The sequence below is a fragment of the Pseudomonas cucumis genome (genome assembly GCF_030687935.1).
Lineage (GTDB): Bacteria > Pseudomonadota > Gammaproteobacteria > Pseudomonadales > Pseudomonadaceae > Aquipseudomonas > Aquipseudomonas cucumis.
Window position 1 is genome coordinate 5,117,725 of record NZ_CP117454.1, and the last position, 23,045, is coordinate 5,140,769.

At 59.5% G+C, this 23,045-nt stretch carries 15 protein-coding genes and 1 riboswitch; of the genes, 5 read left to right on the top strand and 10 right to left on the bottom strand.

The window, feature by feature from the left end:
* Positions 1 to 24: 24 nt before the first annotated feature.
* Complete coding sequence (locus PSH97_RS23185; RefSeq protein ID WP_305446844.1) at positions 25 to 654, bottom strand: alpha/beta hydrolase; 630 nt, start codon at positions 652 to 654, stop codon at positions 25 to 27.
* A 144-nt stretch (positions 655 to 798) separates the two neighbouring features.
* Here PSH97_RS23185 and PSH97_RS23190 point away from each other — a divergent pair, with 144 nt between their 5' ends.
* Positions 799 to 1,233 carry a YhcB family protein gene (locus tag PSH97_RS23190; protein WP_305446845.1) on the top strand — a complete coding sequence of 145 codons (435 nt, stop codon included), beginning with the start codon at positions 799 to 801 and terminating at the stop codon, positions 1,231 to 1,233.
* Positions 1,234 to 1,680: 447 nt separating this feature from the next.
* On the opposite strand, the gene PSH97_RS23195 is transcribed toward PSH97_RS23190, so the two are convergent.
* The 3 genes from PSH97_RS23195 to PSH97_RS23205 all read right to left on the bottom strand — a co-directional run bounded on the left by PSH97_RS23195 (position 1,681) and on the right by PSH97_RS23205 (position 4,326).
* Complete coding sequence (locus PSH97_RS23195) at positions 1,681 to 2,706, bottom strand: IS110 family RNA-guided transposase (protein WP_305446846.1); 1,026 nt, start codon at positions 2,704 to 2,706, stop codon at positions 1,681 to 1,683.
* 127 nt (positions 2,707 to 2,833) lie between these two features.
* Positions 2,834 to 3,565, bottom strand: a complete 732-nt coding sequence (locus PSH97_RS23200; protein ID WP_305446847.1) for an OmpA family protein — start codon at positions 3,563 to 3,565, stop codon at positions 2,834 to 2,836.
* Between the two features lie 116 nt (positions 3,566 to 3,681).
* The gene (locus PSH97_RS23205) at positions 3,682 to 4,326 is read right to left on the bottom strand and encodes an MBL fold metallo-hydrolase (protein WP_305446848.1); all 645 of its coding nucleotides are present in this window, start codon (positions 4,324 to 4,326) and stop codon (positions 3,682 to 3,684) included.
* Positions 4,327 to 4,541: 215 nt separating this feature from the next.
* Here PSH97_RS23205 and PSH97_RS23210 point away from each other — a divergent pair, with 215 nt between their 5' ends.
* Entirely contained in the window at positions 4,542 to 9,443 is a 4,902-nt protein-coding gene (locus PSH97_RS23210; RefSeq protein ID WP_305446849.1) for a M10 family metallopeptidase, read from the top strand.
* A 96-nt stretch (positions 9,444 to 9,539) separates the two neighbouring features.
* On the opposite strand, the gene PSH97_RS23215 is transcribed toward PSH97_RS23210, so the two are convergent.
* The 5 genes from PSH97_RS23215 to PSH97_RS23235 all read right to left on the bottom strand — a co-directional run bounded on the left by PSH97_RS23215 (position 9,540) and on the right by PSH97_RS23235 (position 18,645).
* Entirely contained in the window at positions 9,540 to 12,278 is a 2,739-nt protein-coding gene (locus tag PSH97_RS23215; RefSeq protein ID WP_305446850.1) for a LuxR C-terminal-related transcriptional regulator, read from the bottom strand.
* Between the two features lie 244 nt (positions 12,279 to 12,522).
* The gene (locus PSH97_RS23220; protein ID WP_305446851.1) at positions 12,523 to 13,887 is read right to left on the bottom strand and encodes a DUF1329 domain-containing protein; all 1,365 of its coding nucleotides are present in this window, start codon (positions 13,885 to 13,887) and stop codon (positions 12,523 to 12,525) included.
* A gap of 28 nt (positions 13,888 to 13,915) precedes the next feature.
* A complete protein-coding gene (locus PSH97_RS23225; protein ID WP_305446852.1) occupies positions 13,916 to 15,805 on the bottom strand; it encodes a DUF1302 domain-containing protein in 1,890 nt (629 codons plus the stop codon).
* Between the two features lie 336 nt (positions 15,806 to 16,141).
* A complete protein-coding gene (locus PSH97_RS23230) occupies positions 16,142 to 17,824 on the bottom strand; it encodes a fatty acid--CoA ligase (protein ID WP_305446853.1) in 1,683 nt (560 codons plus the stop codon).
* Between the two features lie 191 nt (positions 17,825 to 18,015).
* The gene (locus PSH97_RS23235) at positions 18,016 to 18,645 is read right to left on the bottom strand and encodes a LysE family translocator (RefSeq protein WP_305446854.1); all 630 of its coding nucleotides are present in this window, start codon (positions 18,643 to 18,645) and stop codon (positions 18,016 to 18,018) included.
* Positions 18,646 to 18,736: 91 nt separating this feature from the next.
* Between PSH97_RS23235 and PSH97_RS23240 the strand changes: the two genes are divergently transcribed.
* From PSH97_RS23240 to PSH97_RS23250, 3 genes are all read left to right on the top strand, one after another.
* Positions 18,737 to 19,702, top strand: a complete 966-nt coding sequence (locus PSH97_RS23240; RefSeq protein ID WP_305446855.1) for a 2-hydroxyacid dehydrogenase — start codon at positions 18,737 to 18,739, stop codon at positions 19,700 to 19,702.
* Positions 19,703 to 19,735: 33 nt separating this feature from the next.
* Positions 19,736 to 20,734: a class I SAM-dependent methyltransferase gene (locus tag PSH97_RS23245; RefSeq protein WP_305446856.1), complete on the top strand. Its 999-nt coding sequence runs from the start codon at positions 19,736 to 19,738 to the stop codon at positions 20,732 to 20,734.
* A 40-nt stretch (positions 20,735 to 20,774) separates the two neighbouring features.
* Positions 20,775 to 20,899: riboswitch (yybP-ykoY riboswitch) on the top strand.
* Between the two features lie 91 nt (positions 20,900 to 20,990).
* On the top strand, positions 20,991 to 21,575 hold the full coding sequence (locus PSH97_RS23250; protein WP_032830419.1) for a TMEM165/GDT1 family protein: 585 nt from the start codon (positions 20,991 to 20,993) through the stop codon (positions 21,573 to 21,575).
* Positions 21,576 to 21,704: 129 nt separating this feature from the next.
* On the opposite strand, the gene PSH97_RS23255 is transcribed toward PSH97_RS23250, so the two are convergent.
* Entirely contained in the window at positions 21,705 to 22,523 is an 819-nt protein-coding gene (locus PSH97_RS23255) for a M48 family metallopeptidase (protein ID WP_305446857.1), read from the bottom strand.
* Positions 22,524 to 23,045: the final 522 nt, after the last annotated feature.

The following is a 23,045-nucleotide window of genomic DNA, read 5'->3' on the forward strand; positions in this document are numbered from 1 at the left end:
GGGTAATCGCTTGTCAGACTGCAATCAATTCGAAAGACGCGGCAGGATCAGATCCTTGAGATCGGTCAGCTTGCCATGAAAAAAGTGTCCGCATTCTGCCACTTTCAGCAGCTCATGGGGGCGATCGAGTGCGTCGGACCAATCGTAAACCAGCTGCGGATCGATCACTTCGTCGGTTTCCGGCTGGATCAGGGTCAGTTCGCCCTGCTGCGGCAGTTGATCCTGATCGCCCAGGCGCATGACCGCAGGCGCGACCATGAACACATGCTTGAGCTGTTCGCCCTTGGCTTCCAGGCGTCCGCCGAGACTTGCTGCAACAAAACCGCCGAAAGAAAAACCGAACAGGGTCAGCGGCAAGTCAGGGTGTCTGGCCCGCAGCCATTCGGCGACAGCCTGAGCATCGTCGACTTCTCCGGTGCCCATGTCGTGGGAGCCTTCGCTGGCACCGACGCCACGGTAATTGAAACGCAGGGTAATCAAACCGGCATCGCGGGCAGTGCGCTGCAGGGTCGAGACCACTTTGTTGAGCATGGTGCCGCCCTGCACCGGGTTCGGATGGCAGATCAGCGCAATGCCGCGCGGCTGCTCATTATCAAGGTACAAACTTTCCAGTTGACCCACCGGGCCATCAATCACTACAGGGGTTTCGCGCATAAGCAAGGAAGGAACTCCGTGACCTCGAATCGGGTCGACTCGTCTAGCCAATTGTCTGTGCCAATCTATTGCGAGTGAATCGCGGTATACAGCGCAGGTTCGAGCCGTTAACGTAAAGCAAAGCCGTTTATAGAGGAAGGACTCGTGGAACACTCGCTCTTAGTTTGGTTGTTGCCGACTCTTGCCCTGGTTGTGGGTGTCGCCATTGGATTCCTGATCGCTCGCCTGGTGCCGAATGCCGCGCCTAACCGCACGCAACGTCAGCTGGATGATATTCAGGAACGTTTTGACAATTATCAGAACGAAGTGGTCACCCACTTCAACAGCACTGCAACACTGGTCAAGAAACTGACTCAGAGCTATCAGGAAGTGCAGGAGCATCTCGCCGAGGGCGCCAACCGTCTGGCCCTGGACGAGCAGACTCGCCAACGTTTGCTGGCTGCCCTGCACGCCGACGCGGCGCAGGCTCCACGGGAACGTCTGACGCCACCGCGCGATCAGGAACCGCCTCGCGACTACGCCCCCAAAGCCCCGAACGCGCCGGGCATGCTCGATGAGCATTACGGCCTGAAGAAGTAATCAGGTTTCGCGCGACATGAAAAAGCCCTCGGACGAGTGATTGTCCGGGGGCTTTTTCATTTCTGAAGTGTTTCATCGCCTGTTCAGGCCTCTTCGCGGACAAGCCCGCTCCCACAATGGATCGGCGATGAGCGAAATGTTGTGACAGCCATGCTTGCCCGCGAAGAGGTCACTACAGGCGGCACAAAAAATCTATGGTCACCCCCATTTTTGCAATACTGATTAATGGGTGAAGTGGTTGGCTTGCTTAAATCTATCCGGCGTCGATCCAGGGCATGCCCCGCGCCACGATGAGAGTCGCGCCTGACGATCCTGAAAAATGCCGCGGCTTCTGAAGCCGATTTTTATGTCAGGTTCTTCGTCAGGCCGGTGGGCCGTTCACGTCATCCGTTGTTCAGCTATCGCAAAACCTGAAGGGTGATTCGTGGTACTGCAACAACCGCAGGGTCAGGCGTTCAGCGCGTCTGGCCCTGCTTCATATTGCGTATGGTGAGCCGCTAGCGCCCACGCGATCCGCGCCAGCTTGTTAGCCAGGGCGCAGGCCACCACGTTCGAGTGTCGTCGCCCAAGCAATGAGCGCACCCAGTCGGCCAGAGCCCCTTTCTGGTGTTCTAGCCTCTGCATATAGACCCGAGCACATTGAACCAGCAACTGCCTGAGATGCTTGTCGCCGCGCTTGCTGATGCCCAGCAAATTAGCCCTGCCGCCGGTGCTGTACTGCCTGGGCACCAAGCCCACGGAGGCGGCGAAGTCACGGCTGCATTTGTACTGTTGGCCATCGCCCACCTCTACAGCCAGCAGGCTGGCGGTGATCGGCCCGACACACGGCAAGCTCAGCAAGCGGCTGCCGAGATCATCGTCGGCCAGTTGGCTTGCCAGCTCTTTATCCAGCGCCTTGATCTGTTCATCCAGATAACAGAAATGCTCATGCAAGCGCTGTAACAGGACTGTCAACCGAACGGGCAACTCATGCTCAGCCAAAATACTCGCCAACCGCTTCATGATCGCCAGGCCCTTGGGCAGGCTGATGCCGAACTCCAGTAGGAAACCATGCATTTGATTGGCGGTTTTGGTGCGATCGCGTACCAGCGACTCGCGCAGGCGATGCAGAACGGAAAGCGTCTGCTGTGCCTCTGTTTTAGGCGAAACGAAGCGCATCGATGGACGCGAAGCCGCCTCGCAAATGGCTTCGGCATCCACGAAGTCATTTTTGTTGCCTTTGACGAAGGGGCGGACGAATTGCGGGGAAATCAGTTTGGCTTCATGCCCCATGGCCATCAGCTGGCGAGCGACGAAATGCGCGCCGGCACAAGCTTCCATCACCACGGTACAGGCCGGCAGATTGCCGAAAAGCGTCATCATTTGTTGACGCGAGAGCTTCTTGCGAAACACCTCTCGGCCCAATTTGTCTTGGCCGTGCAGGTGGCAACTGTGTTTACCGAGATCGATCCCGATCAGCGCTGACTCGCTCATGATGATGGCCTCCGAAAACAAAACACCCTGCGAAAGCGTAGCCCTCGCAGGGTGTGGGGGTGACCATCTCATTAATGCCCGATCATTTAAGGATCGGGCATTTTCATTTCAGGGAGAGATCAGCTGCTTATGGGTACTGCTGAACAGTGCCTGGCTGTTGCTGACCGCCATATTGCTGGCCCGGAATCGCCTTCAGGTTGACCTCGACACGGCGGTTCTGAGCCCGGCCATTCACATCACCATTGCTGGCAATCGGGTTATCCGGCCCGGCACCGCGCGCCGACAGGTTGGCGCCGCTGACACCCTGGGAGGTCAGGTAAGTCGCCACACTCTGGGCACGACGCTGGGACAGGTCCATGTTGTGCTGACGGCTGCCGGTGCTGTCGGTGTAGCCGACGATCTCGATCTGGTTCTGGTTGAACTCCTTGAGCGAGGCCGCCAGGTTGTTCAGCGGCTGGTAGAAACTCGACGCGATGTTCGCCGAATCGGTGGCGAAGGTGATGTTGCCCGGCATGATCAGCTTGATCTGATCGCCCTGGCGCTGCACTTCAACCCCAGTGTTGGCCATGCTGGCCCGCAACTTTTTCTCCTGCTGGTCGGCGTAGTAACCGTAACCGGCGGCAGAAGCTCCCACCACGGCGGCGCCAATCAGCGCGCCCTTGCCACGGTTATCGTGACCGATGGCAGCACCGGCCAGTGCACCGGCCAAGGCGCCGAGGCCACCGTATTTGGCGGTTTTGCTCATGCCTGTAGAACCGCCATCAGCCTGACCCTGATTGTCATAAGGGTTCTGCGATGCGCAACCGGACAACAAAGCCACAGCAGTAGCGACAATAATCAAACGACGCGAGGTGAACATGGAGAGCTCCTACTTTTTTGCATTCTGTGGTGCAGCGGACTTAAGCAATGAACCTTTGCGGGCGTTGGATCATGGCCAACGCCAAAAATTCCGTCGTGCCTTTCACAACTGCATCTTCAGGCTCGTACAAAGGGGTTACCGCGCATTTCATCGCCCAGACACGTATCCGGACCATGACCGGTCACCACCGTCGCCTCTTCGTCGAGGGTATACAACCGTTGCTTGATCGAACGCACGAGAGTCGCCTGATCGCCTCCCCATAAATCCGTGCGCCCTACCCCACGCTTGAACAGCGTATCGCCGGCTATCAGCAGCTTAGCCTCTGAAAACCAAAAGCTCATGGAACCCGGTGTATGACCCGGCGTGTGCAACGCCACGCCACACCCGCAAGCCAGCTCCTCATCGTCGGCCAACCAGCGATCTGGCGGTGGCACCGGGGTGTAAGGCACCCCGAACATCTGGCACTGCATTTCCAGGTTGTCCCAGAGGAATTGATCTTCTTTATGCAAGTGCAGCGTCGCGCCGGTTTTCTCCTTCAACTGACCGGAGGCCAGGAAGTGATCGAGGTGCGCGTGAGTGTGAATGATGCTGACCACTTTCAGGCCCAGGGCGTCGAGGCGGGCGAGGATCAGTTCGTGATTACCGCCCGGGTCGACCACGATGGCTTTTTTGGTGATCGGGTCACCGATGATTGTGCAGTTGCACTGCAACGGCCCGACGGGGAAGGTTTCGCGGATGAGGATGGGATTGGCAAGGGTCATGGGAAATCGATGGCCTGTTAATGAACGAAATACAGAGCGCTTTGCTTAAGGATTCTACGTCACTCGCCGATACAGTTCGCCGGGCCAGTTATTTGACGCCATCAATCAGAAAAATAGTGGCCATATGATGCCAAGCGTAACGTTTCTGGTGCAAAATTGTACTTTTGTAGCGGTCGCATTCGGGAAAGGCCGCAGCGCACTCAGGAAAAATCACTATGCCTACACCGTTGACCTACTCCTTTAGCTTTCCTTCGTCGCTGACCGGTGTCACTGCCGTCGATAGCATCATTTCCGGCACCTACTGGCTAGGTTCCAACTGGACTCCCACCGGGCCTACCAACCTTAGCTATAGCTTTATGGCGCCGATCACCTCGTACTTCATCACCGACTATAGCGCCGACAACGAGTACAACGCTCTATATGCCCTGACAGCAGCTCAGCAGAGCGCGATCACCAGCGCGCTGAGCACTTGGAGTGCGGTTGCGAACATCAATTTCACACTGACCAGCGACAACATCACGAATGTTGGTGACTTGCGATTTGGCGGTTACCGGTTGATGGATAACGAGACGGCCGCCTGGGCCTACTCCCCCGCCAACTCTCCTACTGGCGGGGATGTATGGATAGGAACGGAAACCAATAACCCCAATCCTGTCAAAGGCACCTACGACTATCTGACCTTTGTTCACGAAATCGGCCATGCGCTTGGCCTCAAGCACCCGTTTTCCGCCAGTGCGACAAACGCCACCGTGCTTGACGCCTCGCTGGATGATGTCTTTTACACCGTCATGAGTTACAACGACTCGTACTCTTATCAGCCTACTACGCCGATGCTGCTCGACATCCTCGCGATCCAGAGTCTGTATGGCGCCAATAACCTGTGGCAAACCGGTAACAATACCTACAGTTGGGCGTCTGACCAGTCGGTTTTCGAAACCATCTGGGATGCCGGTGGCAACGACACTCTCGACGGCAGCAACCAGCTTCAAGCAGTGCGCCTCAACCTGAACGAAGGCACTTTCAGCACTATCGGCAAAGCGTTTGTGGAGCTCACGAATCAGACAGCCGTTAACGGATTGGCGATTGCTTTCGGCGCCAAGATCGAAAACGCTACTGGTTCGACTTTTGATGACACCCTGATCGGCAACGCCCTGGATAACACCCTCAATGGTTTGGCGGGCGCAGACACCATGACCGGGGGCGACGGCGTCGATACCTACTACGTCGACAATGTCGGCGATGTGGTGATCGAAACCGATGCTTCGCTGACCGCGCTCGACCGGGTGTTCTCGTCCATCGACTACACCCTCGGCGCCAACGTCGAGAACCTGATCCTTATCGGCAATGCCATCAACGGCACCGGTAACGCAGCAAGCAACCGCATAACCGGAAACACCGGAGCCAATACCCTCGATGGCAGTCTCGGCGCCGACACTATGATCGGAGGTGATGGCGTCGACACTTACTACGTCGACAACGTCGGCGATGTGGTGATCGAAACCGATGCTTCGCTGACCGCGCTCGACCGGGTGTTCTCGTCCATCGACTACACCCTCGGCGCCAACGTCGAGAACCTGATCCTCATCGGCAATGCCAACCTCAACGGCACCGGCAGCGCGGTCAACAACCGCATGACCGGCAATGATGGCGCCAACCTCCTTGACGGCGGCCTGGGTGCCGACACCCTGATCGGCGGCCTGGGCAACGACACCTACATCGTCGACAACCTCGGTGATACCCTCACCGAAACCAGCACCCTGCTCGGCGAAATCGACACCGTGCGTGCCTCGGTGAACTGGACCCTTGGCAGCAACCTGGAAAACCTTGTCCTGACTGGCAGTGACAGCCTCAACGCCACTGGCAATACCTTGAGTAACGCGTTGACCGGTAACACCGGCAACAACATCCTCGACGGCGGTGCGGGCACCGACACCCTGATCGGTGGTCTGGGCAACGACACCTACATCGTCGACAACCTCGGCGACACCCTCACCGAAACCAGTACGTTGGTCGGCGAAATCGACACCGTGCGTGCCTCGGTAAGCTGGACCCTTGGCAGCAACCTGGAAAACCTTGTCCTGACTGGCAGTGACAGCCTCAACGCTACCGGCAATACCTTGAATAACGTGTTGACCGGCAATACCGGCAACAATACGCTCAGCGGCGGTGCCGGTGACGACACCCTCGACGGTGGCGCGGGTGCTGATACCTTGATCGGTGGTGATGGCGTCGACACCTACTACGTCGACAACGTCAGCGACGTGGTGACCGAGACCGATGCTTCGCTGACCGCGCTCGACCGGGTGTTCTCGACAATCGATTACACCCTCGGCGCCAACGTCGAGAACCTGATCCTTATCGGCAATGCCATCAACGGCACCGGCAACGCAGCAAACAACCGCATGACCGGAAACACCGGAGCCAATACCCTCGATGGCAGTCTCGGCGCCGACACTATGATCGGTGGTGATGGCGTCGACACTTACTACGTCGACAACGTCGGCGATGTGGTGATCGAAACCGATGCTTCGCTGACCGCGCTCGACCGGGTGTTCTCGTCCATCGACTACACCCTCGGCGCCAACGTCGAGAACCTGATCCTCATCGGTAATGCCAACCTCAACGGCACCGGCAGCGCAGTCAACAACCGCATGACCGGTAACGATGGCGCCAACCTCCTTGACGGCGGCCTGGGTGCCGACACCCTGATCGGCGGTCTGGGCAACGACACCTACATCGTCGACAACCTCGGCGACACCCTCACCGAAACCAGCACCCTGCTCGGCGAAATCGACACCGTGCGCTCCTCGGTGGACTGGACCCTCGGCGCCAACCTGGAAAACCTGGTGTTGAGCGGCAACGCAATCAACGGCACCGGTAACGAACTGAACAACAGCCTGACCGGCAACACCGGGGCCAACACCCTGGTCGGCGGCATCGGCGCCGACATCATGACGGGTGGCGACGGCGTCGACACTTACTACGTCGATAACGTCGGCGATGCGGTGATCGAAACCGATGCTTCGCTGACCGCGCTCGACCGGGTGTTCTCGTCCATCGACTACACCCTCGGCGCCAACGTCGAGAACCTGATCCTCATCGGCAATGCCAACCTCAACGGCACCGGCAGCGCAGTCAACAACCGCATGACCGGTAACGATGGCGCCAACCTCCTTGACGGCGGCCTGGGTGCCGACACCCTGATCGGCGGCCTGGGCAACGACACCTACATCGTCGACAACCTCGGTGATACCCTCACCGAAACCAGCACCCTGCTCGGCGAAATCGACACCGTGCGTGCCTCGGTGAACTGGACCCTTGGCAGCAACCTGGAAAACCTTGTCCTGACTGGCAGTGACAGCCTCAACGCCACCGGCAATACCTTGAATAACGTGTTGACCGGCAATACCGGCAACAATACGCTCAGCGGCGGTGCCGGTGACGACACCCTCGACGGTGGCGCGGGCGCTGATACCTTGATCGGTGGTGATGGCGTCGACACTTACTACGTCGACAACGTCGGCGATGTGGTGATCGAAACCGATACTTCGCTGACCGCGCTCGACCGGGTGTTCTCGTCCATCGACTACACCCTCGGCACCAACGTCGAGAACCTGATCCTCATCGGTAATGCCAACCTCAACGGCACCGGCAGCGCAGTCAACAACCGCATGACCGGTAACGATGGCGCCAACCTCCTTGACGGCGGCCTGGGTGCCGACACCCTGATCGGCGGTCTGGGCAACGACACCTACATCGTCGACAACCTCGGCGACACCCTCACCGAAACCAGCACCCTGCTCGGCGAAATCGACACCGTGCGCTCCTCGGTGGACTGGACCCTCGGCGCCAACCTGGAAAACCTGGTGTTGAGCGGCAACGCAATCAACGGCACCGGTAACGAACTGAACAACAGCCTGACCGGCAACACCGGGGCCAACACCCTGGTCGGCGGCATCGGCGCCGACATCATGACGGGTGGCGACGGCGTCGACACTTACTACGTCGATAACGTCGGCGATGCGGTGATCGAAACCGATGCTTCGCTGACCGCGCTCGACCGGGTGTTCTCGTCCATCGACTACACCCTCGGCGCCAACGTCGAGAACCTGATCCTCATCGGCAATGCCAACCTCAACGGCACCGGCAGCGCAGTCAACAACCGCATGACCGGTAACGATGGCGCCAACATCCTCGACGGTGGTCTAGGCACCGACACCCTGATCGGCGGCCTGGGCAACGACACCTACATCGTCGACAACCTCGGTGATACCCTCACCGAAACCAGCACCCTGCTCGGCGAAATCGACACCGTGCGTGCCTCGGTGAACTGGACCCTTGGCAGCAACCTGGAAAACCTTGTCCTGACTGGCAGTGACAGCCTCAACGCCACCGGCAATACCTTGAATAACGTGTTGACCGGCAATACCGGCAACAATACGCTCAGCGGCGGTGCCGGTGACGACACCCTCGACGGTGGCGCGGGCGCTGATACCTTGATCGGTGGTGATGGCGTCGACACTTACTACGTCGACAACGTCGGCGATGTGGTGATCGAAACCGATACTTCGCTGACCGCGCTCGACCGGGTGTTCTCGTCCATCGACTACACCCTCGGCGCCAACGTCGAGAACCTGATCCTCATCGGCAATGCCAACCTCAACGGCACCGGCAGCGCAGTCAACAACCGCATGACCGGTAACGATGGCGCCAACCTCCTTGACGGCGGCCTGGGTGCCGACACCCTGATCGGCGGTCTGGGGAACGACACGCTGATCGGTGGCCTGGGCGCGGACACCCTGACCGGCGGCGATGGCGCAGACACATTTGTATTCAATGCATGGAACGAAACGGGAATTGGCAACCTGCGTGATGTCATCACTGATTTCAGCAGCCTGCAGGGCGACAAGGTCGATCTGACGCAGTTTGATGCCAACCTGCTCAGTGCTGGCGTCAACGGCTTCACCTTCATCGGTGCCAATGACTTTACCGGAGCCGGCCAACTGCGCTTCATCGACCAGGTGCTGTCGGGCAATGTTAGCGGCAACACCGGTGCGGACTTCGAAATCCAATTGATCGGTGTGAACAGCTTCAGCGCCAACGAGCTGGTGGCCTGACACTTAGACGCTCACGCAACAATCTGCCTGTACAATAAAAACGCCCCGACTGGTTCGGGGCGTTTTTATTGTACAGGCAGAACCTGGCCGAGAAGACTACCTCAAAACACCCAACTCCTTCGCCCTCGCCACCGCCTGGGTCCTGCGTTCAACCCCCAGCTTACTGTTGATATGACTGGCATGGGTTTTCACCGTGTGCAGCGAAATGAACAACTGATCACTAATTTCCTGGTTCGAACACCCCTGCGCGATCAGTCGCAGAACGGCCATTTCACGCGTACTGAGTTGTTCCGCAGCAGGCGACGCCTCCAGCATCGGGCGGGAGACCAGAGCCGGAAGCTTTTCCGAGAGACTCTGCGAAACGGCCGTCGGCGCACAGAGTTGAAGTTGCCCGCGCAGCCAGTCCGGGTGTTCGGTCAACAATGGGTCAAACGGTTGCAGGACGCCACCGGCGGCCGCTTCCAAAGCCTGGGCCAACGCTTTGCGGGCCTCGGATTCGCGCCCGCCCGCCAGCAACAGGATGATCTTCTGACTTAGTGCCATCACGCTGAGCATCTGCCGACCGCTGTGTTGACCGTGTTCATGCAACGCATTCAAGCGCCCTTCGGCGAGCATGGGCTGGCCTTTCATCACGTCCAGCACCGCCTGTTGCAGTTCAATGTGCAGTGGCAGTTGCGGATGGAACTCCGGGGGGGCCGCCGGGTGCTCGCCGTTGTAGGTCTGGCCCAATCGCGCGAGCCAGGCTTCGGCGAGGTCGGTGCGGCCCTGGGCCAGCCAGAGTTCGCATTTGACCAGGGTGATCATCGCCAGGTAATAAATCGGCGGGACGTCCCAGATGTGCATCAGCCGCTCTGCCTCGGCGAGTTCAGCGAAGGCTTTGGCGAACTCGCCGCTGCTGCCCTCCAGACGGGCAATCACGCAGTGGCCGATCAGCACACTGATGTCGCGACAGGCCCGCGCTTCGGCCAAACCCGCGAGCAAACGTGCCCGCGCGGCCTGGGGTTGCAAGCGCAGCGCCAGCAAAAATCCCTCGTATAAGGTCAGCCGTGCGCGCACCGCATAAAGCCGTTGCGGGGATAAGCCTTGCAGACGCTGCAATCCCTGGCGGACTTCGTCCAGCGAACGAAGAATCTCACCGCGCGCCTGCAGTACGCGGGCGCGGTCATAATGGGCCAATGCCTCGAACAACGGATTGCCGACTCGTTGTGCCAGTTCAAGGGACTCACGATTCAGCCCCCGGGCACGCCAGAGGTCACTGTCGGCAATGGCCAGATTCGACAATGTCGAGAGGCACATCAGACGCTGCCCATATCGTTTGGCCGGCAGGCTCTCCAGCGCTTCGGTGCAATAGCGCAATGTCAGCTCGCGATTGCCTCGGCCCCGGGCAATGATGCCGCTCAGGGCCAGCCATTGCGCCAGCATGGATTTTTGCGCGGTAGCCGACGGGGCCGGCAGGAAGCGGCTCAAGTGGCTGGCCAGTTCCTCGGCGGCGTCCAGTTGGCAGGCCAGACCCAACGCCCAGCTGTAGAGCACGATCAGCCGTGGCGTGCTGATCAGCAGGCTGTCGGGCAAGTCCATTTTCCAGCGCAGCAACATGCCAACGTTCTGCTCGGCCAGCAGCTGTTCTTCAGAGAGGTTTTGTACCAAATTTGCTGCAACATCCAGATGCCCGGCACGCAACGCCTGCTCTACCGCCTCATCGAGTAACCCTTGGGCATTGAACCAGCGGCAGGCACGCAGATGCAGGCTGGCCGTCGGCACCATCGCCTGGGCGGTGGGTCGGCTGCGCAGCAGGTCGGAAAACAGGTGGTGATAGCGATACCAGTGACCGTGTTCGTCCAGCGGCACCAGAAACACCTGATGCGCCAGCAGGAAACGCAGGATCTCGGCACTGTCATGGGCTTCGCGCACGGCGTCACACAACTCGCTGCAAAAGCGCTCTTGAGGTGCGGTGTCGTACAGGAATGACTGCACTTCGGCGGGCAGGCAATCGATGACTTCTTCGAGCAGGTAATCGCGAATCAGCCCTTCCCCACCATACAGCGATTGGGGCAATGCGCCCTCGCTACCCGCCTCGGAGGCCGCCAGCAGCCAGAAACGCAGCCCGGCCACCCAGCCTTCGCTGCGCTGGATCAAACTCTCCAGCGCCTCGCCACGCAATGAAATGCTGTGCCGATCGAGCAAGGTCAGGGCTTCATCGTGGGTCAGACGAAGATCCTGCTCATGCAACTCGAGCAGTTGCCGCGACAGTCGCAGGCGTGCCAGATGCCAGTCGGGACGTTGCCGACTGGTGACCATGACCAGCAGGCCATCGGGTAAATGATTGAGAAAAAATTGCAGGCAACGATCAAGCACCGGGCCTTGGGCCAGATGATAGTCATCGAGCACCAACAGCAGCGGATTACCGGGTGAAAGGTGCACAGCCAGTTCATCGAGCAAACCGTCCAGCCATTCTTCGAAAGCGAACGGCTGATGACGCTGGCGCATTTTCAGCAGCCCCAGCGCCTGGCGGCCCAACTGCGGGAAATACTCTTGAAGACCTTCGAGCAGCCGTTCAAGAAAGCGGCCGGGATCGCTGTCCCGAGGACTTAACCCCAGCCACAGGCTTTGCCAGTGCTCCGGTAATCCCTGGCAAAACTCCACCGCCAATGAACTCTTGCCGAACCCCGCCGGCGCACTGACCAGCAACAGCCTGCCACCAAGGCCGGCGCTCAGGCGCTCGCACAAACGCGGCCGCAGCACATGGCCGTCGGGCAGCGGTGGCCGGAAAAAGCGCCCGCCCAATGTGGCGACGGCAACGCTTGCGGGGCCCGGAAGTGGGGACAGATCAGTCATGGCCGGCTCTTGTTTGAAAGGCTGATGGCGGCGTTACAGATGTCCGCAGCCTAGCGGTAAACGAAGAGCTATTGAAGGTTATTGCTACAAATGACTACAAAAAGACTACAACCAAAAATGTCGGTAAACCGGATAGCCACACCGACCTCGACAGCTGCTACAACGATATTTATGAACTTCCAAAAAAACGCCCCGAACCAGTCGGGGCGTTTTTTCGAGGATGCGGCCTCGGGTTACAACGTTTTTAGCGAACGCCTTCCTGACGCAACGCGGCCGGAGTGAAATCGGCGGTGCTGGCGGTGAAACCGAAGTTATAGGCCGACTTCTCTTCGTTCTTCATGCCCAGGGCCAAATAGCGGCCCGATTGCAGGTCGTACAAGGTTTCGAGGGTGTACCACGGCACTTGCTTGTCGTAGTAGTTCTGGGAGTGAGCCTCGGCGACGCGCCACAGTTGCCCGCGACCGTCGTAGTGGTCGACCACCGCCGCCTGCCAGGTGTCTTCGTCGATGTAGAAGTCACGTTTGGCGTAGATGTGACGCTGACCTTCCTTCAGGGTCGCAACCACATGCCAGACCCGACGCAGTTCATAGCGAGCCAGGTCCTGGTTGATGTGGCCGGCCTTGATGATGTCGGCGTACTTCAATTGTGGCGAATCGAGCTTGTAGCTGTCGGAGGCGATGTACATCTCTTTCTTGCCTTCGAGCTTCCAGTCATAGCGATCCGGCGCGCCGTTGTACATGTCCAGGTTGTCGGAGGTACGCAGGCCATCGGCCGCGGTACCCGGCCCATCATAGGACACTTGAGGCGCACGACGCACACGGCGCTGCCCGGCGTTGTAGACCCACGCCGAACGCGGTTCTTTAACCTGGTCGAGGGTTTCGTGTACCAGCAGCACGCCACCGGCCAGACGTGCCGGCGCGGTCACTTTCTGCTTGAAGTAGAACAGGATGTTACCCGGATTTTTCGGGTCGTAATCCTTCATCTTGTCGCGGAACACGAACTGGTCCTCGAAGTACACGAGGCTGAACGAGCCGTTCGGCTGCGGTGTGGCCTGGGTTATCAGGCGGGTCACACTGCCGCCGCGATAACGGGTGATATGGTTCCAGATGACTTCAACGCCGCTTTTCGGAATCGGGAACGGGATCGCGGTTTCGAAGTTTTCCAGACCGTTGCCGCCGGACACCAGGTTAGTGTTTGTGGCGTTCTTCTTGATCGAGGCAAACACCTCATCCGGCACGGTGGCACCGCGATGGGACGGGTAGACCGGCATCTTGAAGGTTTCCGGGTAGCGCTTGAACATCGCGTACTGGCCCGGCGCGAGCTTGTCCTTGTACTGGTCGACGTTTTGCGCGGTGATGGTGAATTGCGGTTTTTCACTCGCGAACGGGTCAGCCAGAAAACCCTTGCTGTCCACGCTACCGGCGTTTTTCGGCATGGGTTTCCAGGCCGGGATCGAACCGTCGGCGTTGCCCGCCATCTCGGCGCCCATCGGGGTCAGGCTCTTGCCCAGCTTGTCCGCTTCGGCCGCAGGGACCGCCGCCATGACACCGGTTGCCAGCAGCGAAAGCCCCAGAACGCCAACGTGGAACAGACTCTTTGTTATTTTCATAAATGTGTTCGTCCTGAAAATACAGTGCTTAGAAGTTCACGCCGAAGCTGAGCGCAACGAAGTCGCGATCATCCACAGTGGTGTACTTGCCGTCGAAGAAGTTGGTATAGGCCAGGCTCGCGGTGTAGGTGTTCTGGTATTCGGCATCGACACCCAGGCTCACCGCTTTACGACCTTCCTCGAAGTTGCCGCCAGGGCCAGGCGAGTAACCGCTCACGTCGTGGGACCAGGCCACGTTCGGCTTGAGGTTCACACCGGCGAATACGTCGTTGTATTCCCAGATGGCGCGACCGCGATAACCCCACGACATCGACGTGGTAAAGCCCTCGTCCTCGCAGTTGCGGCTGCGGTTGTTGGTAGCAGCGCCCGGACCGGCACCGTTGATGGTGCTGGTGTTGAGGATCGCCGAGCAGGTGTTGAGGCCGCCGGTAGCCGGCAGTTCACCAGGCCCGTAGACCGGGTCACGGCCGTAACGGACGTCGGAGCTGCTTTCCAGGCCGCCAACATGGGTCACGCCCACTTCGCCCACCAGGGTCAGACGGCTGGCGCCCATGACCTGATCAAAGAAGTGCGTCAGAGTGGTCTGGAACTGGGTGATTTCTTTGCGGCGATAGCCGTGCAGATCCTGGCCCGGTACACCGGGGAGCAGCGAAGCGTTGGCCAAGGCACCGCCCAATGGGCGCACGCCAGCAAACAGGATGTCGGTGGAGTTGAGCTGCACCGGCGCGTTCGGACGGTAACTGATCTCGCCGCTCCAGGCCGTACCGGTAGGCAGGGTGGTGGAGAAGCTCAAGCCGTAGAGGCGGATATCTTCCGGGTACTCGACGAAGTACTCGGAATTACCGGCGACCACCAGCGGCCCCAGCGCGCGGAACGCCGCTGGCAAAGCTGCCACGCCGTTGTAGATCGATTGCGGAGCACCCGTGGCGCTGAAGATCGGCGCACGGCTGTGGTAGTTCATGAAGTATGCGCCGAACTCGGTATCGAGCGGTTCGAACATGTACTTCAAGGACGCGCCCCACTGGCCGCTGTCCCGCGCATCGCGATCAGGACCGCGACGCACCAGCACACCTTCTTCGTTGACGTCGACGCCCGCAGCGGCCAATGGGCCCAATGCGATGGCCGGAATGGTCGAACGCTTGTTCAGCACACGCAGGTTGTTGTCGCAGCCGTCGGCAATGATGTCCGGCTGGGAGAAGAAGGTGCCGCAGTTATCGACAACCGTCTGGTCCCATTCGAGCTGATAGAAGGCTTCGGCCGACAAGTTGTCGGTCAGGCTCTGGGACACGTAAAACATGTTGACCGGGATCAGACCTTCCTTGACCTCAGCGCCAGGACGACGGAACGCGGACACGTCGATCGGGTTGATCGAGTTGATACCGCCGCCGATGAAGGTACTTTCACCCCAGCTCACGACCTGCTTGCCCAAACGCACGGAACCCGGCTGATCGGCAATGGCGTAGTTGTGGTAGACGAAGGCGTCGAGGATCTGGCCGCCGGCGGACTTGGCGCCTTCCTTGCGATTGCTGTCGCTGATGTCCTTGAACTCGCGGCTTTCATCCTTGAGTTCGAAGTCGTACCAGTATTTACCCCGGACGAAGACACCGGTATCGCCGTATTTCAATTCAAGGTCGTGGATACCCTTGAAGATTTTCGAGAAGGTTTCGCCGCTCTTGAAGTTGTTGTGACCGTCATCGGACGTCTGGGACAGACCGTGGCCCCCGTTATTGACGCCGATGAGGTTCTTGTTCGGGCTCTGAGTAGACCAACTGGCTCCGATCGACAGGGATGAGTCGAATTGACCTTCGATCTCACCGACGTTGAAACTGACGCCGAATGCAGGCCCGGCGAGCGAAGAGGCGAGACTGACCGCCAGGGGCAGTTTCGCCCGGCGCCAGAACTGGTTTACTGATGTCATCGACGCTACTCCATGTGCATTATTGTTATGGCTGAGTACTTTTAAAAACGTTGTGGGTGACCGGAAGCCAAGCGGTTCCGACGTCACTCCAAAGTTGCATCGCCCCGTTTTGTGCGCGCGCTCCGTTCTTAAAAATTCCTTGAGCGGACTATAGCCAGCAGGTAGTAGTGCTTGATCCCTCTAAAGTGTGATTTGCAGCTGCCGGCCACTCTGGAACAGTCCTTTCGCCAGTCCGACACATGTCGGCACGGCAAGGATGGCTGAAAATTCGGATTTCACAAGCCAAGCGCTTGCTTGGTGGGTCTGGCGCGCCGTTTTCGGCGCGCCAGATGACGCTTAAAGCGTCGAGAGGAAGGTGCTGTTATTGGCCTGCCATTCGGTGATGTCGACGCGGATGCGCTTCTTGTCGAGCTTACCGACACTGGTCTTGGGAATTTCAGTAACAATGGCGATCTGGCTCGGGATGGCCCACTTGCTCAGGTGCCCCTGTTCAACGAACGGCTTGAGGTGCTCCTTGAGTTCCTTGGCCCCGATCTCATGCCCTTCCCTGACGACCAGCAGCGCAAATGGCCGTTCGCCCCACTGCGGATCGGCGATGCCCACCACTGCTACTTCGCGTACCGCAGGGTGGCGGCTGATCAGGTCTTCCAGGTCCAGGGAGGAGATCCATTCGCCGCCGGTCTTGATCACGTCCTTGATCCGGTCGCGAATGTCGATCACGCCCATGCTGTCCAGTGTCGCCACGTCGCCGGTGTGCAGCCAGCCCCCGGCCCAGAGCTCCGCGCCTTTCTGCGGCTCGTTGAAATAACCCTCGGTAAGCCACGGCGCACGCAACACCAGTTCGCCCTGGGTCTCGCCATCGGCAGGCAGGAAGTTGCCGTCGGTGTCGACGATCGCCGCCTCGACCAATGGCCCCGGTACACCGGCCTTGATCCGGTAGGTGGTGCGTTCATCTTCGGTACCGGCCATCAGCTCATCGTTGAGGTGCGCGCACGATACCAATGGCCCGGTTTCCGACATGCCGTAAGCGGCGGTCAACTGAATGCCCTTGGCTTTGGCCGCTTCATACAGCGCACGGTTGAGCGCACTGCCGCCGATGACGATTTTCCAGCCACCGAAATCGGTGTTTTGCGCCGCCTTGGCATTGAGGACCATTTGCAGAATGGTCGGCACGCAGTGGGAAAAGGTCACCTTCTCCTTGCGCCACAGCTCCACCAGATACTCGGGGTCGTAACGGCCGGGGTAGACCTGCTTGAGCCCGAGCATGGTTGCTACATACGGCAAGCCCCAGGCATGCACGTGGAACATCGGGGTGATCGGCATGTACACATCGTTGGTGCCCAGCAGGCGCACGCTGTCGATGGACCCCATGATGGTCGACACCCCCATGGTGTGCAGCACCAGTTGGCGATGGGTGAAATACACGCCTTTGGGGTTACCGGTGGTGCCTGTGGTGTAAAACGTGGTGGCCACCGAGTTTTCGTCGAAATCTTCAAAGTCGTACTGCGGGCTCGCGGCGGCCAGCAATTGCTCGTACTCACCAATAAGATTCGGCAGGTCGGCGGTTTTTTCCGGCAAGTCGGTCAGCAGCAGGGTTTTCTCCACGGTGGTCAGGTGCCCGGCAATCGCCTTGTAAAGCCCGACGAATTCGCTGTTGACCAGCACGAAGCGGTCCTCGGCGTGGTTCATGGTGTAGAGAATCTGTTCCGGCGACAGGCGCACGTTGATGGTGTGGATTACCGCACCGATCATCGGGATGGCAAACATGCATTCCAGGTAGCGATGGCTGTCCCAGTCCATCACCGCCACAGTGTCCCCGGCCTTCACGCCGGCGGCCGTGAGCACGTTGGCCAGCCGCGCGACCCGCTCGATCAGGGTCGGATAGCTGTAGCGCAATTGATCGCGGTAGATGATCTCGCGGGTTTTTTCATAACGGGCACCGGACATCAGCAGCCGTTTGATCAACAGCGGATACTGGTAAGCGCCCTCGGCTGGGGGGATAACGCGAGTCTGCAACATAAGAGTCCCTTTTTGACTGCACAGTCTTGGCTGCTAAAGCTAAGCACTCTAGAGGCCTTGAACGCCAGCCAAATCAGCCAAAGGGATGATTTGCACAACCGTATAAATGCTAGCTTTGCGCCAGCATTTGCAGGAATTCGTGTGTACGAACGTGCAGCTTAACCCTACAAGGGACCGCCTATTTCGAGAAGTCAGTGCATCTCGGTGAACGCGAGTTTCACGCCGATGGCGATCAGCACCGCGCCCATGGTCCGGTCGAACCAGTGGCCCATGCGAGCGAAACCGGCACGCACGCGCTGCTGACTGAACAGCATCGCCACCAGGCAGAACCAGACTGCCGTCGCCGCTGCCAGATAAATCCCGTAACCCGCTTGTACCGCCAGGGGCGTGTGCGGGTTGATCACCACGGTGAACAACGACAGGAAAAACAGCGTGGCTTTCGGGTTCAGGCCATTGGTCACAAATCCCGAAGTGAAGGCGCCACGCGCGGTACGTTCGCCCGCTTCCTGATGCAGGTCGTCAGCCGCAGATGGGGCCGGTTGTGCACGCAGAGCCTTGTAACCGATGTACAGCAGGTACGCGGCGGCGGCCCATTTCAAGGCGTTGAACAGCACGATCGACTGAGACACGATCAGCCCGATACCCAACAGCGAATAACCGACGTGCAGGAAAATCGCCGAGCCGACGCCCAACGCCGTCCATGTCCCGGCACGACGACCGTGGGTCACGCTCTCACGCACCACCACGGCGAAGTCCGGACCGGGGCTGGCGACGGCCAGCAGGTGAATCAGGGCAACGGTCAAGAACTCTGTCCAATACATGAGGGCTCCTTTTGGGCCAGCGTAACTGTTTGTTTCATCTGGTAGGCTCGGCAGATTACGCCTTCAGTTCAATGCACAAAAGGTACAGTTGATGACGAACTTTCGCCGCGCCGTTTTCCTCGACCATCCGTCCCTGGACCTCGGCGATCTCGACCTCAGCCCGCTACACGAGTGCTTCAGCGAGTTGCAGCTGTTCGCGCAAACCACGCCTGATCAGGTGATCGAACGCCTCAAAGGCGCCACTGTCGCCATCAGCAACAAAATCCCGATCGATGCGTCGGCCATGGCGGCCAGCCCCGAGTTGAAGCTGATCCTGATCACTGCCACCGGCACCAACAACGTGGACCTCGCCGCCGCCCGCGCTCACGGGATTACCGTTTGCAACTGCCAGGGTTACGGCACGCCGTCGGTGGCTCAGCACACGATTATGTTGTTGCTGAACCTGGCGACGCGCCTGGCCGACTATCAAAAAGCCGTTGCCGAAGGTCGTTGGCAGCAGGCGAAACAGTTCTGCCTGCTGGATTACCCAATTGTTGAACTCGAAGGCAAAACCCTCGGCCTGCTTGGCCACGGTGAACTGGGCAGTGCCGTGGCGCGGTTGGCCGAGGCGTTCGGCATGCGCGTGTTGCTGGGGCAGATTCCGGGGCGCCCTTCCCGACCGGATCGCTTGCCGCTGAATGAATTGCTGCCACAAATCGACGCCCTGACCCTGCACTGCCCGCTCAACGAACACACTCGCCACTTCATCGGCGCCCGCGAACTGGCCTCGATGAAACCCGGTGCTTTCGTGGTCAACACCGCGCGCGGTGGCTTGATTGACGAGCAAGCATTGGCCGACGCCCTGCGCAACGGTCACCTGGGCGGCGCGGCCACCGACGTGTTGAGCGTCGAACCACCCACCGCGGGCAATCCGCTGCTGGCTCAGGATATTCCACGGTTGATCGTCACCCCGCACAACGCTTGGGGCAGTCGCGAGGCGCGGCAAAGAATCGTTGGCCAGTTGACCGAAAACGCCCAAGGCTACTTCAGCGGTCAAGCGCTGCGGGTCGTCAGTTGATAAACTGCGGCACTTTTTTTCCAGGAGCAGAGTATGGATCCGCGCAGTGAAGTACTGCTTCGTCAGGCCGAGTTATTCCAGGGGTCGGTGCTGCTGGCCGGTTTGCCCGCCGATGATTTGCTGGGTCGCTTGCCCGACGCCCATGGCTGGTGCTGGCATGCTGGCGATCAAGCGGCGCTGGACGCCCGTTTCGCCGAGCGCAGCCATTTCGGCGTGAATGCGCCGGAGCGCGGGTTCGACAGCGCCGTGGTGTTTCTGCCCAAGTCCAAAGACCTGACCGACTACATCCTCAACGCCCTCGCCTCTCGTCTGGCAGGCCGTGAGTTGTACCTGGTGGGCGAAAAGCGCAGTGGCATCGAAGGCGCTGCCAAGCAGCTCAACCCCTTCGGTAAACCACGCAAGCTAGACAGCGCACGGCACTGCCAGCTCTGGCAGGTCACCGTGGCCAATGCGCCAGAAGCCAAGTCGCTGGAAAGCCTGGCACAGACCTACGAACTGCCATTGGCCGAAGGCCCATTGAAAGTCATCAGCCTGCCGGGCGTGTTCAGCCACGGTCGACTGGATCGCGGCAGCGCCCTGCTGCTGGAACATCTGGACAAACTGCCCAGCGGCCACTTGCTGGACTTCGGTTGCGGCGCGGGCGTGTTGGGGGCGGCGGTCAAGCGGCGTTATCCGCACAATCAGGTCACGCTGCTTGATGTGGATGCGTTTGCCGCCGCCAGTAGTCGCCTGACCCTGGCCGCCAACGGCCTAGATGCGGAAGTGATGACCGGGGACGGCATCGATGCCGCACCGATGGGTTTGAGTGCGATTCTGAGCAATCCACCGTTCCATGTCGGCGTACACACCGACTACTTCGCCACCGAGAACTTGCTGCGAAAAGCGGCTAAACATCTGAAAAACGGCGGTGAACTTCGACTGGTAGCGAACAGCTTCCTGAAGTATCAACCGCTGATCGAAGAGCACTTGGGCGTGTGTGCGATCAAGGCTGAAGGACAAGGTTTCCGAATCTACCGGGCCAAGCGCGGCTGAGAAATAAGTGCTTGCCTAACGGATTCTGCCTAGGCAGAATCCGCTCCGTCCTAGGGGAGTAGTCTCCCACGAGCGCCATGCTCGTCCGGCATACGTCAACATACTTGGTCCTCAGACCATGGCGTATGCGACCCAAGCGTCCGCATCAGACGGATCGCAGGGTTTGACAAGACCTATGACACGAACACCTTACCCGGGGCGGGAAGGCTGTACGTGTCATAGCCGTGTCGACCCGCCCCTTAGGAAAACCCTGATGATGCTGGACTCTCTGCTCGTTCCCACCGCAATCGTTGCCTTGGCCGAAATCGGCGACAAGACGCAACTGCTCGCGCTCATTCTCGCTGCCCGCTTTCGCAAACCCTGGCCAATCATCGCCGGCATCGTCGCCGCGACCCTGGCCAACCATGCGGCAGCCGGTGCGGTAGGCGCCTGGTTTGGCAGTTTCTTCTCGAATGCGACGTTGCACTGGATCCTCGCCGCGAGCTTCACCGCCACGGCCCTGTGGACGCTGGTGCCGGACAAGATGGACGAAGATGAAGCCAGCACCGCCCGCAAATTCGGGCCGTTCCTGACTACGCTGATTGCGTTCTTCCTCGCGGAAATGGGCGACAAGACCCAAGTCGCAACGGTGATGCTTGCCGCGCAATACCCGGATCTGTGGCTGGTGATCATCGGCACCACCGCCGGGATGTTGATTGCCAACGTGCCGGTGGTACTGGCAGGTAACTTTGCGGCGGACAAACTGCCCTTGACCCTGATCCGTCGCCTGGCGGCGTCGGCATTCCTGATCCTGGCGATTGTTGCGGTGTACAAGGCGATGCAGAGCAGTGGGTGGGTTTGACACGACAACCCGATCATTCCCACGCTCTGCGTGGGAATGCATCCGGTGACGCTCCGCGTCACGACGTTAAAGCGGACGCGGAGCGCCCATGGCGGCATTCCCACGCAGAGCGTGGGAACGATCACTTACTCAGGATTTCCTGGCTTTCTCATACAACGGCATAACCTTCGGAATCGCCGCCTGCAAGGCAGCAATCCGACTGGCCGACGCCGGGTGAGTGCTCAAGAATTCTGGCGGCGCGCCATTCGAGGCTTTGCTCATCTTGTTCCACAGGGTGATCGCCGCGTTCGGGTTGTACCCGGCGCGGGCAGCCAATTCGAGGCCGATCAAGTCTGCCTCGTTTTCATTGCCGCGACTGTTGGGCAAGGTCATGCCGTATTGGGCTACCGTATCCGCCAGGGCCAGGCTGCCCTCGCCCAGACCGAACAACGCACCAGCCCCCTGCTTGGCCATTTCGATACCGTAAGCCTTGGACATCGCTTCGCGACCGTGCTCGCGCAAGGCGTGAGCGATTTCATGGCCGATAATGGCGGCGATTTCGTCGTCGGTGAGTTGCAGGGTGTCGATCAGCCCGGAGTAGAAAATGATCTTGCCGCCAGGCCCGCAGGAGGCATTCAGATCGTCGCTCTTGATCAGATTCACTTCCCATTGCCACTGGGCCGAATCCGGACGGAACACCGGCGCCTGGGCGATCAGCCGACTGGAAATCGCCTGAACGCGCTTCGCATCGTTACTGGTTTTGTCCAGCACGCCTTTGCTGCTCGCCTCACCGACGGTCTTTTGATAAGACTGGGCGTACATCTGGTTGACCTCGGCGGTCGACAACATGCTGAACATGTATTGCTTGCGCTCAACGCCCACGGCACCACCGCTGGTGGTGTTGACCGACTGACAACCGGCGAGCAGCAGACCTGCGCTCAGTGCACACACAACCAATGTCTTATTCATCAAAAAGCTCCCTGGAAACATGCGGCGTATCGTAGGTGGGGATTTGTATCGGCGCCAGATACAACGGACGTGTAACACGTACATTTCAGACAAAGTCCCGATCACCGTAGGAAAAAATTCATACAACAGCGCCCACCCCCGGCCGATCACGGCCAGCAATGTTTCACTTACGACATCCAGCACTCCAAAACAGTCAATTCGTCACACCGCGCTCATGACTTTCCGGCCTCGTGCCGATACAGCTCTGCAGACGTCCTCTTGCGTGCGGAGCACCCATGAAATTCAAGTCGATCCAGTTTTCCGTTGCCGCCCTGGCCGGCGCCATTGTGCTCAGCGTCGTGGCAGCCCTGGTGCTGTATGCGCTGTTTTCCGGCGCCCGGACCCAAGACATGGTTCAGGAACGGACTCAGGCGCAGTTCGAGCAAGTCATCGAACAACGCCTGACGTCGCTGGCGCAAACCCAGGTCAGCCAGATCCAGCGCGAACTCGAAGCACCGCTGCTGATTGCCGGCGGTCTGGTGC